The following is a 13,926-nucleotide window of genomic DNA, read 5'->3' as shown; positions in this document are numbered from 1 at the left end:
TTATAGGAGGCATCAAGATGAATCTTGCCAAGTGGAAAAAGACAGGAATGAGCCTGCTTGCAGGTGCCCTGATGACAGGCGGCCTCCTGCTTCCTGCCGCTGACAGCCATGCCGATCCGAACGCAACTATCCGGGTTGCGCTATATGCCGATATTGGCAGCAAATACAAATCTACCGTCCCTTTCGTGACGCTGAGCTCGACTGTGGGCTTTAGCCTGATGTCCGGCAGTACGCCGCTGCTGCCCATTCCGGCCAATAACAGAATCCGCATCAGTCTCGACGGATACAAGGTCAAGGTGATGGACAGTCCTACATGGCAGGCAGCTGCAGAAGCTGCCAAGAAGCTTCAATCGACCTCTGATAAGCCGATGTTATTTGTGGCTTCACGCAATGGTGCGACAGTCTACCAGCTGTACACCGGCCCGTACACCAGTGAAAGTGCTGCCAGGGAAGGGCTGAACCGGGTAAGCAAAGCAGGCCTGTCCCTTGCTGAAGGGCAGACTCCTGCCTTGGCTGGAAGCAAACATCTGTCTGCTGGCTCCTTTGCTACTCTTGAAGAAGCGGATGCTGTGGTCAGTACGATTACTGCGGCCGGCTTTGATGCCTGGAAGACGCTGACAAGCGGACCAGCCGGCAGCGCGCAAGTAGAAGTATGGGTCGGAGAAGCGGCAAGCGACAGTGATCTGGCCGCGCTGCGGACTGCAGTTACAGCTGCGCTTCCGCAGCTTGCCGTATCCGCCGGGGCAACGACCACACCGGGGATGATGATCCGCACGGATGCAGGATTGGACTGGAGCAGCGAGAGCCAGGCATTCCACTATCAGGTATCCGGCACAGGAGCCAAGTTCATGGCCTCGGGCAATTCCGCAGGGATTCAAATCGCCGAGCGTTCCAAACGTATTTACCGCGGGAATCTGGAACTCAGCGGGCTTGCGGGATCCCTTGCTGTCATTAACGAAGTTCCGCTGGAGCAGTATTTGTATGCGGTAGTCGGCGGAGAAGTTTCATCGGGCTGGCCCGAAGAAGCGCTTAAAGCCCAGGCCGTGGCTGCACGGAGCTATGCGCTGTCGCAGGGCAACCGCTTTGACGTGGCGAATGTGGTGGATACCACCCTCAGCCAGGTATACAACGGCATTGGTGCTGAAGCACCGGTAATTACTAAGTCAGTAGATGCTACTGCCGGGGAGGTGCTGATGAGCGGCAGCAAGATTGTGGAGGCCGTATTTTCCTCCAATAGCGGCGGTGTGACCGCCGACCCTTCCGAGGTATGGGGCAACGGAGGCACCACCTTTGTCAGTGTTGCCAGTGCCGAAGACTCCGCTGCAGCAGCGGCATCGAAGAAATGGTATTACTTGCTGCTGGACAGCGGCGTCTCGGGTTACGCCCGGGAGGACAATATCCAATTAACCGGCAGCAAGACAGCGTCAGGCCTGGTTATAGCTACTGCGAGCACCAAAGATGTGAATATCCGCCCGCTGCCTGTCGTTGAGAGCGGTGCAAGTCCGCTCGGCAAGCTGAACCCCGGCGAAAATGCCGTAGTTCTGGATCAGTTCTATGAGAACGGAAGCTACAGCTGGGTTAAGGGGCCCTACACTTCTGCGGAGCTGCTAAAAAGCCTGTCGGGCAAGGTCAGCAGTTCACTGCCCTCTTCCATCAGCAGTCTGCAGGTTTCGCAGCGCGGTCCTTCGGGAAGAGTCACACAAGTAAAAGCCAACGGGGAGATTCTGCAGGTGAAATATCCCGATCTGTTCCGTTCGGCGTTCGGCGGATTGCCGAGTACTTTGTTTGATATTGTACCTGCCGGCAGTTATACTGTATTAGGCGCTGACGGCTCAACGTCAACGGTTGACAGCTCCCAGAGCGCCGGAGTACTCTCTGCGTCGGGCAAAGTGACTGCGAATGGCAGCGGTACGGTAGTTATGGGCGCAGATGCTTCGTCCAGAGTAGTCACGACCAGCCCCGGATTTTATTTTATCGGCTGGGGGAACGGCCATGGGCTTGGCATGTCCCAATGGGGTGTGAAGGGCATGGCGGACAAAGGGTATGATTATAAGCAAATATTGCAACACTATTTTAATAACGTTACTATAGTTAAGGAATGAAGACTGACCATGAATGTTGACGATTATGACTTCCATTTGCCGGAGGAGCTCATCGCCCAGACTCCGCTGTCCGACCGCAGTGCATCGCGGCTGCTGCTCGTGAACAAGGAGAATGGCCAACTGGAGCATCGGCATTTTACGGATATACTGGAACAATTTCAGCCGGGAGATACGCTGGTTCTGAATGATACACGGGTGATTCCCGCCCGGCTCTTCGGCGTTAAGGAAGACACCGGTGCGAAGGCGGAGGTCCTGCTGCTGAAGAATCTGGGCGAAGACCGCTGGGAAGCGCTGGTGAAGCCCGGCAAGAAGTTGAAGACCGGAGCTGTGATCATCTTCAGCGAGGAACTTCGGGCAATTATTGAAGATGAGGCTGACATGGGTGGACGGACACTCCGCTTCATCTATACAGGAATATTCCAGGAAATTCTGGACAGGCTGGGAAGCATGCCGCTTCCGCCGTATATCAAGGAGACCCTGGATGACCGCGAGCGTTACCAGACGGTGTATGCCAAGCATGAGGGTTCGGCGGCTGCGCCGACCGCAGGCCTGCATTTCACCCGTGAGCTGCTGGAGCAAATCAAGGCTAAAGGTGTGACGATTGCCTATATTACGCTTCATGTCGGACTTGGAACCTTCCGTCCCATGTCGGTAGAGAAGGTAGAAGAGCATGTAATGCATGCCGAGTATTTCGTCTTGTCCCAGGAGACAGCGGATGTGCTCAATGCTGCCAGAGCCCGGGGCGGAAGGATCATAGCTGTGGGCACAACGTCCTGCCGGACACTGGAAACGGTTGGCAGACAGGCCGAAGGCGGTCCGATTCAAGAATGCAGCGGCTGGACGGATATTTTTATCTATCCGGGCTACAAATTCACCGTTGTAAACGCACTGATTACCAATTTTCATCTGCCCAAATCCACATTGGTGATGCTGGTGAGCGCCTTGGCCGGACGGGAGAATATTCTGGCCGCCTATGAAGCCGCGATTCAGCAGCAATACCGCTTTTTCAGCTTCGGCGATGCAATGTTTATTTATTAAGCAAGAGGAAGGGTTAAACATATGGCAGCAATAACTTATGAACACATCAAGACCTGCAAGCAATCCGGTGCCCGGCTCGGGCGGGTGCACACCCCGCATGGCATAATTGAGACGCCCGCTTTTATGCCTGTAGGTACACTTGCCACCGTCAAAACAATGAGTCCTGAAGAATTGAAACAGATGGATGCGCATATTATTTTAAGCAATACGTACCATCTGTTTCTCCGTCCGGGTCATGATATTATCCGCGAAGCCGGAGGCCTGCACAAATTCATGAACTGGGACCGGCCTATCTTAACTGACAGCGGCGGCTTTCAGGTTTTCTCGCTGAGTGACATGCGCAAAATCACTGAAGAAGGCGTGCACTTCCGTTCCCACCTGAATGGGGATAAGAAGTTTCTCTCGCCCGAAGTAGCGATGGAGGTCCAGAATGCGCTAGGTTCTGATATCATGATGGCTTTTGATGAATGCCCGCCGTATCCGGCAGAATATGATTACGTCAAAAAATCGCTGGAACGCACTACACGCTGGGCCGAAAGATGTCTCAAAAGCCATGCCCGTCCTGAAGACCAGGGGCTGTTCGCTATCGTTCAGGGGGGGATGCATGAGGATTTGCGGCGCCAGAGCGCGGCTGATTTGACTTCCATGGATTTCCCGGGGTATGCTATTGGGGGACTCAGCGTCGGAGAGTCCAAGCAGCTTATGTATGAAGTGCTGGATTATACGGTTCCGCTGCTGCCGCAAGGGAAACCGCGTTATTTAATGGGCGTGGGTTCACCCGATGCGCTGCTGGAAGGATCAATCCGTGGAGTAGACATGTTCGACTGTGTTCTGCCTACACGTATTGCCCGCAATGGGACAACGATGACCAGTCAGGGAAGACTTGTAGTCCGCAACGCGCAGTATGCACGCGATTTCGGGCCGCTTGATCCGGAATGCGGCTGCTATACCTGCCGGAATTATTCCCGTGCTTATTTGCGCCATCTGATCAAAGCCGATGAAACCTTCGGCCTGCGGTTAACGACATACCATAATTTATACTTCCTGCTGGAATTGATGCGTAAAGTGCGTGAAGCCATCAGGGAAGATCGGCTGCTTGATTTTCGCGATGAGTTTTTTGCACAATACGGATTATATGATAATCTAAAAGGTTTTTAGGTAAGGGGCAGTGTTTCATTGTCTTTTGAAGGGGGGGAGAATTATGTTACAGTTTCAATATGCAGCAGCCTCAGGGGGCGGAAGCATTCTGGGTCTTGTAGGCCCATTTGTGCTAATGTTTGTGGTGTTCTATTTCCTGCTTATCCGTCCGCAGCAGAAGAAGACCAAGACACGCAACGCAATGTTGAAAGCTCTGAAAAAAGGCGATAAGGTAGTGACCATTGGGGGCCTTCACGGGACGATCATGGAAATTTCCGATGACATCGTAGTCCTGCGGGTAAACGATGTGACCAAGCTGACCTTTGACCGGGGTTCCATCAGCCATTCGGTTGTGGAAGTTGAAGACAAGGAATAGCTTTTTGTACAGCCCTACATAAAAAGCGCCGTTTCTCGTAAGAGAGACGGTGCTTTTTTTTCACAGGATCAGGTCAGCCAGAAACTTCTGGTTGGCCTGTTTTTCTACGAGAAAAATCTGCTGTTTTTGCGCATCGGCCCGCCCCCCCAAACCCAATGTGTAAAGAGCTTTTTCGCTATTTATAATCCGATATTTTACAGATTTGCAAAACCAAAAATGCAGTAGTATATTAATTAATTGGATAAAAGAGGTATAAATTTAAATGTTCAACAATTATAGTTTAGTTTTCACAAATAAATATACTAAAAATTGAAATAAAGTAAAAATATGTTTACAAATTATATCGAAAGATGTAGAATTGGCTTGCAAGTGAAAATTATTACAAAGTGTAAGATTATGAAATAAATAATATACCGATTAAATTTTACCATCAGAGGTACGACTTATGAAATCGATAGTTGATAAAAAGGATATTGGTTTGTTAAAAAGATGTTTGATGTATCTCTTTCCTTACAAATTGCGTGTAATTACTACCTTTTTTTGTATTGTGTTTTGTCTGATTCTGCAAATTATTGAACCATTAATATTAGGTAAGGTCATAGCTTTATTGTTCTCTAAGGAATTTGAAAAGCTGAGTGTAATGCTAATGTACCTGTTTGTAACAGAGCTTTTTGTAACCATTTTAAGTTTCTTTCAATCCTATTTATTTTCCTCATTAAGCGAAAATATTATTTATGACTTGAAAAGAGATATGTTTCAAAAGATCATTGAACTTCCTGTAAAGGCTTTTGACCAAATGAAGGTGGGCGAATTTATATCCCGTTTGCAAGGGGATACTGCGACTGTAGCGGGCATCCTTACAAACCAGTTGATTAATACTGCAATCGATATTCTTCGAGTTGTCATCATAAGCATTGTTGTGTTTCAAATTAGTATTCCACTATCTTTGGTGATTGTACTAAGCTTTCCGGTTACATTCCTTATATTCACCTTCTCCGGGAAAAAAATAAGGAAGCGAAGTGAAGAGCTGGCTAAGCTAAACGACAGCTATTTCAGTAATCTCCAGCAGTCCATAACCGGGATCAGAGAGATCAAGAGTTTGGGCATTAAGAAGATAAAAATAAATCAATTTCTGGATCTGGCCATCCTGCTTAAAGAAAAAAATATAAATATAAATATTATAAGCACTGTGGCCCGGTCATTATCCCAATTCACTTCATTTCTCTCCCAGCTTAGTGTCATGGCTATAGCAGGATTTCTAATATATAAAGGGCAGCTGAACATTGAATACTTTATTGCGTTTACCTCTTACTCCAGCCAGCTGACGGGTTCATTAATGAACATTACCCAAATCAGCAGCAACATCCAGAAGGCGCTTACTTCACTGGAAAGAATATTTAACTTACTGGATGAATTTGGTTACAAAAGAGAAAAGTTTGGCGATATAGAAAAGCAATATATTGAAGGGGAAATTAAATTTTGTAATATTTCTTTTGGTTACGGGGACGATTTGCGGGTTGTGGATGACTTGAGTTTTTCAATCGCAAAGAATAATACAACTGCAATAGTAGGCAGCAGCGGCGGCGGGAAAACTACAATCTTCAATTTACTGCTGCATTTTTACGAGGCTGATACAGGAGCCATTCTGATAGATGGAACGGATATCAAACATTTTAATGAAGAAACACTGCGCCGGCATATATCGGTTGTACACCAAACTCCCTACTTATTTAATGCAACTTTTGCTGAAAATATGTTGATCGCAAACCAAGAGGCAACAGAAGAAGACATGATAACCATTTGCAAAAAGATAAAGATTCATGATTACATCATGAGTCTTCCGCATGGATATAAAACCGTGATTGAAGAGAATGGCTCCAACCTGTCAGGCGGCCAAAAACAACGGATAGCCATCGCTAGAGCGATGTTGAAAAAATCGAAAATAATATTATTCGATGAAGCAACCTCATCACTGGATAATGAAACCCAGCAAATGGTCAAGGAATTAATAAGTTCAATTTCTCATGATCATACTGTTGTCGTGATTGCCCATAGGCTATCAAGCATTATTGATTCAGATGAAATTCTAGTTATTGATGCCGGCAAGCTGGTAGGCCAAGGAAGCCATAGAAATCTTCTGAATAACAATTTTACCTATAAAAAGTTATATGAAAGCGAACTGGAGTGCAGAGCATTGATTAGTTGATATACTTTTCGGAGTGCCCGCCACTCTGGAATTTATATATTTTAATCTATTACATACGAAGGGAGGCGAAATGAAATGAGAAAATTAACTAAAAAGAATTTTTCACAAATGCATACCGTTGAGGCATACGCAGATTGCCATCTTTCTTGTGCATGTTATTGCGCCACTTGCAGCTGCTGGGGTCCTGATTTCTTGCATGTTAGCAATACTAGCGCGGATAGCGGATCGCAAAACTATACTCCGACTGCAACCGCTCAAGTAAGAGGTTAACCGAAATGCTAGGGTTCTAAAGACAACGTTACCTGTCATTAGAGCCCTAGTCTTTTTTCCTTATGCAGAAGCAAGACTACAAAACGGTAAAGGAGACAGTCCATTGTTGACCAAAGAAAATCCGTTGATATATTCGTTCGAAAATATGGACAAGTATTATTTTTTCGACGTGAATAAAAATAAAATAATCAATGTGGATGAGGAAACTTATCAAATTATCAATGATCCTGAAGCGATACGTTCAAGCGAGCATCCGGTTATCCAAAAATTAATGGATCAAGGATATCTGTCAAACAATCGTGTAGAAGAAATAAAACATAACAATGGAAGAATGCTTGATGAGCTATTAGGTTATAATCTAAAAAAAATAATTCTTCAAGTCACTCAAAATTGTAATTTCAGATGCAATTATTGTGTGTATTCCGGGTCTTATGTAAATCGGGTACATAGCAATAAACGAATGGATTTTGCTACTGCTAAAAAAGGAATAGATTTTCTGATCGAGCATTCTAAGGATGCCAAGGACATCGATATCAGTTTTTATGGCGGCGAGCCTTTGCTGGAGATGAACCTGATTATTCAGTGCATGGACTACGCGATAAAAGCGGCAGAAGGGAAAAACGTTTCTTTTAGTCTGACCACGAACGGCAGCCTGCTCACTGAAGCTAATGTGAAGAGATTACTAGGCTACAATTTGAGAATTACCGTGAGTATGGACGGGCCTCAAGAAATTCATGATAAACACCGTACCTTTGCCTCAAATGGTTGCGGAACTTTTAATGCTGTCTATGATAACATCAAAAGAATTGTGGAAAAGTACCCGGCCATCAAAAAAAATCTCTCCTTTTCTATGGTTATGGACCCAACAGCACAATTTAATTGTCTGGATGAATTTATCGCCAGTGAAGAAGAATTTTTTAATGAATCAGCGGTGATCGGAAGTTTTGTATCCAATAATTACCGCAATGACCGTGTTCAATTCAGCGAAAATTTTGTAGGAGAATGGGAATACAGCAAATTTAAATACTTGTTGTTTGTATTGGGCAAGGTTTCCAAAGCAAACAATTCACAATTAATCAGAGCCGCCTATCGGGAGCATTTTGAGTATATCAGTAACTCGCACCGGAATATTGCCCCATTAGCGAAACAGGATCATCATTCCGGACCTTGCGTACCGGGACAAATCCGGTTATTTATGAGTACAGATGCCCACTTTTATCCATGTGAAAGGGTTAGTGAAACATCGGATATCATGAGAATCGGCAATATTGAAGAGGGTTTCTTTTTTGACAAAATAGAGAAATTATTGAATGTAGGAAAACTTACGGAAGAGAACTGTAAGGAGTGCTACGCGTTCCGGAACTGCAGAGTTTGTGCTTCACTGTCGGATGATGGAAATCAACTGAGCAAGGAAGCAAAACTAAAAGCCTGTCAGGATGTCCGTTACAATTTTGACGAAATGCTGAAGGATGTGTGTACCTTAAAAGAATGCGGATTGAGAAAAGAAATGGTTCAGAAGATTACAGGATAATGATTTGGAGGGAAGTATTTTGAATAAAGAAAGTGTATTAATCTACCCTTACGACTCCCATTTTACTCCCTTGTTAAGAGACAAAGGTTTTGTTGACCATTATGGCAACATCCAGCTATCCTCTTTACCCGGATGGGGGTTATGCGGTAAGGATGCCAGTTATGCCGATGGCGGCGGATTCCTTGGCCTTACTGTCAGTCAGGAATTTGAACAGCTTTTGAGTGGGATTGATACTGTAATATTTGCTGAAGCCGACAATTCATATACGCTGGACAAGAATATCTACCCCAAACTCTTAAGTGCAGTCGAAGCTGGGAAAAATATTATTACCCTCCTTCCATTGAATGAAAAGTTAGAAGAAATACAAGGCAAGTGCGAGAAGAAGGGCAGCTATTTTATTAATTATGGAGAAAATAATTTGAATCATACAGATTTCTTAAATGATCTGTCGTCTGGACAGAAAGAAATTATAGATTGTACTACCCCGATCCTCGCCGTCGTTGGGATAGCCGAGAACACTCATAAGTTTCAAATGCAATTGGATTTAAAGTCCACTTTTGAAAGCATGGGTTATAAAGTGAGTGTAGTTGGTACCCGATCATATTGTGAATTTTTGGGGTTCCATTCGTTTCCAGGGTTTATGAAAGAATTAATAAGTGAATCAGATAAGATCTTGTGCTATAACAGGTACATCAAGCAAATTGAATCCACTGAGGAGCCGGACTTAATTATCGTAGCGGTGCCTGGCGGCTTTATGCGCTATAACAACAAGATCACCAATGACTTTGGAATTACGGCATATGAAATTTTTCAGGCGGTTGTACCCGATGCTGTAGTAGTAAGCCTGTTCCATGAGAAATATACAGCAGAATATCTGGATGGAATAATGAAATCTGTCAAATATAAATTCGGCTTGGATATTGATGCCTTGAATATAACCAATAGGCAAATTGATTGGGTCGAAATGACTAACTCTAAGCCAAGTTCTGTAAACACATTAACGCTTAATCAAGATTTCATGCAAAATAGCATCGAGGAATGTGGCGTTTTATCTTCAGTACCTGTTTTTAACGCTTTGGATAAAGGTGACACGGTGAAAATTGCTAATTTGATTGTAGACAAATTATCGGAAACTGAAATGGCGGTCAATTTCTAGGAGCTTAAATCAGGAATAGCAAATAGAGTTACTGAAAGGGATGGTGAATTTGGGTATTATAAGCCAGGAAATCAATGCTATAGAAATCGCAGAGTCGCTGGATGAGATATTAAAGAACAAATTGCTGATAGATACCGATTTATGGGGGCAGGACAAATATAACCGGAATTTTCTTGAACGGGACGTGAATATGAAAGCAAGGCATCTGCTTAAATTATATTTCGAAATTGAAGAAAATTTCGGCATTTCAATTCCCGAAAAAGATATTGTTTCAGGCGAATTTAACACGATATCCAACATATCTGCAATTATTCTGAGGGAAATCAAAAATAAAACTACTAGGTAGTGGTAGTAGAATGAAAGGCCACAATCCAATAGATGTTTGCCTCATTGATGACGGTGTAAATGAATATCCCTTTGATATTGGCACTCTAAAATATAATAAAGAAATAAAAGATAATCTAAAAATAATCAATCGGAATCATTATGATCAACATCAAAAAAGCCACGGTACGGTCTGTGCGGGAATCATAAAAAAATATGCACCCGCCGCCAGACTTTCGAGCGTTAAGATCTTAAATGATAAAAATAATCGTAAAGGCACAACGAAACAATTGATCACAGCATTATATTGGTGTCTGGACAACCATATCAAAATCGTCAATCTCAGTTTAGGGTCAACCTATTTTTTGGATTTTGCTGCAATCCGGGATTGTGTAAATGATGTAGCAGAACAGGGCATCATTATGGTAGCCGCCTCTAATAATAACGGTCTCTTTACGTTGCCGGCCAGTCTAACAAATGTAATAGGAGTAAAGAGTTCCGGCGACCTGCACTCCAATCAATATGTATTTGATCCTTATCCTTATGATGGAATAGATGTGATTACAAGTGGCAAACATTCTATTCCATCAGAACAAGGTGAAGTTTTTGAGACGAACAGTTCGAACAGTTTTGCTGCTCCTTTTATAACCGGCAGAGTCCATGAGATCCTCACTAAGCATCCTTTTTTTACATTAGATGATATAAAAACAGAACTTAATAATAATTCAATATCAAATGAGAGCAGTTATAACCCCTGTTTAATGATAAATACAGATTGGATGATAAAAGAAAAGGAATACACTATATCTAATCTAAAAGATGGTGTTTATGAAATAGGAATGCTCCCGCAAGGGAATATGAACGAACACAAAGTTAAGATATGGAGCAGTGAATTTTATGGAAGTTATATCCGTGAGCTGCTGAAAAAGATGAAAACAGTGGACCCTCCTGTTCCTGTAATATTAATTAGGGGGTTCTTAAGGAAGGAATTCTCCATTGCACTGGATCATTTTTTCCATAAGGATAAATTCTACCCGGTGAGGATTTCTGACCATTCTTCCGATATCTTTGATGGTTTCGAATACTTGCCTGAAGAGACCGGTTTCTTAGCGTTTTTCGGATTCATTCACCAAAAATACAAATGTGACGTAATTATTTTTGTAAGTGAAGCATCTGATTCGGACGGCTTTGGAGATTACCCGTTTGATATTACCATTAATCTGTTGGAAAGAAATTATTCGAATAAAAAACATTTTGTATATGATTACAATCCACAAGAGGAACTTATGGATGTTTCGATATATCTAGATCACAAGACACTAAGCAAAGACGTTAGAACCACTTATAAATCTTTACGGAAAGTATTAACGAGTTAAAGCTTGCTGCTTAGAATCACAAATGAAAAATGGGAAGAAAAAGGCCGGGAACCCAGTTAAGGGCTCCGGCCTTTTCCTATTACTATCAGTGCGTATCGGTTGCACGGCTGCGAAGGGTGAGCCGTCCCTCGCCACTGCGCAGAGTCAGTTTGGCGAGTTGAACGGCAACCGTGGTTGACAGTACGGCCAGCAGGGTGCCGCCGAGCATGTCAGTCAGCCAGTGAATGCCCAGATAGAAGATACCGAACACTATGGTAACTGCGGACACGGTGGTGATCGCCATCCAGCGGCGGTTGCCGGAGCGGAAGGCGAGCAGGGCGGTGGATACAGAGATTGCGGTGTGAAGGCTCGGGAAGCAATTGTCCAGACCTGAAAGCGGCCTGTATTCCTGCTCAAATCTCGGGAAGACATCCAGCATGGTAAAACGGACGCCTGCCGGTACATAGGACCATACTTCATTCACCGGGAAATACAAATAGAACGGAATGGCAATGGCATAGTTGAGGATAATCGCATAGCAGGTTGCGTAGAGCATAACACGGTTCTTATCCAGCAGGTATACACCCAGAGAAGCGGCCAATACGGCTTGAAGCATGAAAATGTAGAAGAATACAATGATTGGCGTCAACCAGGGAGCAAAGAACAAATGCTGCAGATCCCTGACAAAATGACCTTCAAGCCCAAAAACGAAAGACGTGTAATCGGAAGTAATATGAAGCTTCTTCTCAATTTGCAGTTCGTATTTATTCACGGCCAGCACACCAAACATTCCCGCAACGAGCAGCAGAAATTTATAAGAGCGGACAAGTTCTCTTCCGATCTCCACAAAAGCCAGCAGAGGATTGCGGCGGGCACCGAGCCACATCAATACAGTTACAATTATAACGGTATACAGCATTATATAGTTCATAGATTGGTAAAGCAAAACAATCGAAGCCTCCTTGATCCCGCATGTAAAGTCAGATGAATTCAGTTTACCATATTTTCAGGAGCAGGATTCGATTATATTGAAATTTTAGGATTTATGTAAATTAACCCCGAATATTCCACCGAATGCAGCGATACCCGCGGCTGCCAGAACCCACAGGCAATCGATGCCGGCAGGAGCACTGTCCAGCGCCAGAAATCCAATCAGCAGAACAATAATGCCGTAGAACGCTCCCGTAATTCCACCATGATACCAGCCTTTGCCCGATGCTCTCCGTCCTGCAGTCAGTCCGCCGAACGCGGCAGCAATACCGTGTACGATATAAGTGTACATAGTAAGGTCCTGCTCTTCGAGTCCGCTTCCCCAGAGCAAAAGGGAGAGAACCATCGCCCCCAGCAGCATCCACAGAAAAGCGCGGCATAAACCTGATAACACTGGACTCGATATTCTCCACGAGAATAGACGCCGGATTAAATACATGGTACGACCTCCTAGAATTTTTTTTAGCGATACAGTACACAAGATATGATTACTAACTATTGTATGGGGGGGCTTGCCCCAATAGTACATGAAAGGAGCTTAAAGCCCTTTTTACCATTAATTAATAAGCCGTCTTCCGAATGTTCCCTAGGTTGAGGGGCCAGAATAGGGGTACATTAATTTGCCCGGCGCGATGGCGGCGGGTGACCAATGGAAGGGGAGCGAAGAGAATATGTTCCAGCATATTTCTGGCCGTATCTTGATGACTGTGCTGATGTATATCTTCATTTTCCTGTGCATGCGGATTATGGGCAAACGGGAAATCGGCAAGCTCTCGGTATTTGATTTGACGATCTCCATCATGATTGCCGAGATTGCCATATTTTCCATAGAAGATATTGAACGTCCGATTTATGATGGATTGGTGCCGATGGCAACCTTGGTGCTGATTCAGGTCCTGGTAGCCCAATTCAGCCTGAAGAGCAGAAAGCTGAGGCTTCTGATCGACGGCAAACCCAGCATTCTAATCTCAAACGGCAAGCTGCATCGCGGGGAAATGCGCAAGCAGCGGTATAATATTGATGATCTGCTGCTTCAGCTTCGCGGACAAAATATCGACAGTCCCGCCGATGTGGAGTTTGCAATTCTGGAAACCAGCGGCCAGCTTACAGTTATTGAAAAGAACAAGGGAATATCCTCCAGCAATCAAAGCGGCAACAGCAGCTCAACTGCCGATGCCAGAAACAAGAACGAGCCTTCCGAAGGGACCATTGCTGGCAGCGTTAAGCTTCCGAGCCATAAAATCAGATATGAAGGCCTGCCGATTCCGCTTATCATGGACGGTAAGGTCCAGGACCACAATCTGGAAATGATCGGCAAGACGCGATTCTGGCTGAGGACCCAGATTCGCCAAAAAGGCGTCTCGGACTTCAGGGATGTTTTTCTCTGCTCCATAAACCACAAGGGAGAAATTTATGTAGACCGTCTGGATCTGCGTTGAAG

The 13,926-nt window shown here is 44.6% G+C and carries 13 protein-coding genes; 11 read left to right on the top strand and 2 right to left on the bottom strand.

What is annotated here, in order from left to right; all coding sequences use genetic code 11:
• Positions 1 to 17: 17 nt before the first annotated feature.
• The 10 genes from PGRAT_RS24290 (at position 18) to PGRAT_RS31850 (ending at position 11,516) form a co-directional block, all read left to right on the top strand.
• On the top strand, positions 18 to 2,102 hold the full coding sequence (locus PGRAT_RS24290) for a SpoIID/LytB domain-containing protein (RefSeq protein ID WP_025702997.1): 2,085 nt from the start codon (positions 18 to 20) through the stop codon (positions 2,100 to 2,102).
• A gap of 9 nt (positions 2,103 to 2,111) precedes the next feature.
• On the top strand, positions 2,112 to 3,140 hold the full coding sequence (gene queA / locus PGRAT_RS24285; protein ID WP_025702995.1) for a tRNA preQ1(34) S-adenosylmethionine ribosyltransferase-isomerase QueA: 1,029 nt from the start codon (positions 2,112 to 2,114) through the stop codon (positions 3,138 to 3,140).
• Positions 3,141 to 3,161: 21 nt separating this feature from the next.
• Positions 3,162 to 4,298 carry a tRNA guanosine(34) transglycosylase Tgt gene (gene tgt / locus PGRAT_RS24280; RefSeq protein WP_025702993.1) on the top strand — a complete coding sequence of 379 codons (1,137 nt, stop codon included), beginning with the start codon at positions 3,162 to 3,164 and terminating at the stop codon, positions 4,296 to 4,298.
• A 43-nt stretch (positions 4,299 to 4,341) separates the two neighbouring features.
• Positions 4,342 to 4,653, top strand: a complete 312-nt coding sequence (yajC, locus tag PGRAT_RS24275) for a preprotein translocase subunit YajC (RefSeq protein ID WP_025702991.1) — start codon at positions 4,342 to 4,344, stop codon at positions 4,651 to 4,653.
• A gap of 445 nt (positions 4,654 to 5,098) precedes the next feature.
• Positions 5,099 to 6,859: an ABC transporter ATP-binding protein gene (locus PGRAT_RS24270; protein WP_025702987.1), complete on the top strand. Its 1,761-nt coding sequence runs from the start codon at positions 5,099 to 5,101 to the stop codon at positions 6,857 to 6,859.
• 75 nt (positions 6,860 to 6,934) lie between these two features.
• On the top strand, positions 6,935 to 7,129 hold the full coding sequence (locus PGRAT_RS34985) for a CLI_3235 family bacteriocin precursor (RefSeq protein ID WP_081758521.1): 195 nt from the start codon (positions 6,935 to 6,937) through the stop codon (positions 7,127 to 7,129).
• A 103-nt stretch (positions 7,130 to 7,232) separates the two neighbouring features.
• Positions 7,233 to 8,660, top strand: coding sequence for a Cys-rich peptide radical SAM maturase CcpM (ccpM, locus tag PGRAT_RS24265; protein WP_051424671.1), 1,428 nt, complete (start codon positions 7,233 to 7,235; stop codon positions 8,658 to 8,660).
• A 19-nt stretch (positions 8,661 to 8,679) separates the two neighbouring features.
• A complete protein-coding gene (locus tag PGRAT_RS24260; RefSeq protein ID WP_025702983.1) occupies positions 8,680 to 9,816 on the top strand; it encodes a TIGR04066 family peptide maturation system protein in 1,137 nt (378 codons plus the stop codon).
• A gap of 49 nt (positions 9,817 to 9,865) precedes the next feature.
• Positions 9,866 to 10,162 (top strand): peptide maturation system acyl carrier-related protein, encoded by a 297-nt coding sequence (locus PGRAT_RS24255; RefSeq protein WP_162165049.1) that lies wholly within the window; start codon positions 9,866 to 9,868, stop codon positions 10,160 to 10,162.
• Between the two features lie 10 nt (positions 10,163 to 10,172).
• Positions 10,173 to 11,516, top strand: coding sequence for a S8 family serine peptidase (locus PGRAT_RS31850; protein ID WP_025702979.1), 1,344 nt, complete (start codon positions 10,173 to 10,175; stop codon positions 11,514 to 11,516).
• Between the two features lie 85 nt (positions 11,517 to 11,601).
• Here PGRAT_RS31850 and PGRAT_RS24245 read toward each other — a convergent pair whose 3' ends face one another.
• The gene (locus tag PGRAT_RS24245) at positions 11,602 to 12,441 is read right to left on the bottom strand and encodes a phosphatase PAP2 family protein (RefSeq protein WP_238326718.1); all 840 of its coding nucleotides are present in this window, start codon (positions 12,439 to 12,441) and stop codon (positions 11,602 to 11,604) included.
• A gap of 90 nt (positions 12,442 to 12,531) precedes the next feature.
• Entirely contained in the window at positions 12,532 to 12,924 is a 393-nt protein-coding gene (locus PGRAT_RS24240; protein ID WP_025702976.1) for a TIGR04086 family membrane protein, read from the bottom strand.
• Positions 12,925 to 13,156: 232 nt separating this feature from the next.
• Here PGRAT_RS24240 and PGRAT_RS24235 point away from each other — a divergent pair, with 232 nt between their 5' ends.
• A complete protein-coding gene (locus PGRAT_RS24235) occupies positions 13,157 to 13,924 on the top strand; it encodes a YetF domain-containing protein (protein ID WP_025702974.1) in 768 nt (255 codons plus the stop codon).
• Positions 13,925 to 13,926: the final 2 nt, after the last annotated feature.

Source organism: Paenibacillus graminis (genome assembly GCF_000758705.1).
In the GTDB taxonomy this organism is placed as follows: Bacteria; Bacillota; Bacilli; order Paenibacillales; family Paenibacillaceae; genus Paenibacillus_AQ; species Paenibacillus_AQ graminis.
Note: the sequence above shows the minus strand (reverse complement) of the source record. Positions and strands in the feature narration are given on the sequence as shown.

Bases quoted from the DNA above. Each gene is read 5' to 3' on its own strand.
- PGRAT_RS24290 (WP_025702997.1), top strand. From the start codon at position 18: ATGAATCTTGCCAAGTGGAAAAAGACAGGAATGAGCCTGCTTGCAGGT.
- queA (WP_025702995.1), top strand. From the start codon at position 2,112: ATGAATGTTGACGATTATGACTTCCATTTGCCGGAGGAGCTCATCGCC.
- tgt (WP_025702993.1), top strand. From the start codon at position 3,162: ATGGCAGCAATAACTTATGAACACATCAAGACCTGCAAGCAATCCGGT.
- yajC (WP_025702991.1), top strand. From the start codon at position 4,342: ATGTTACAGTTTCAATATGCAGCAGCCTCAGGGGGCGGAAGCATTCTG.
- PGRAT_RS24270 (WP_025702987.1), top strand. From the start codon at position 5,099: ATGAAATCGATAGTTGATAAAAAGGATATTGGTTTGTTAAAAAGATGT.
- PGRAT_RS34985 (WP_081758521.1), top strand. From the start codon at position 6,935: ATGAGAAAATTAACTAAAAAGAATTTTTCACAAATGCATACCGTTGAG.
- PGRAT_RS31850 (WP_025702979.1), top strand. From the start codon at position 10,173: ATGAAAGGCCACAATCCAATAGATGTTTGCCTCATTGATGACGGTGTA.
- PGRAT_RS24240 (WP_025702976.1), bottom strand. From the start codon at position 12,924: ATGTATTTAATCCGGCGTCTATTCTCGTGGAGAATATCGAGTCCAGTG.
- PGRAT_RS24235 (WP_025702974.1), top strand. From the start codon at position 13,157: ATGTTCCAGCATATTTCTGGCCGTATCTTGATGACTGTGCTGATGTAT.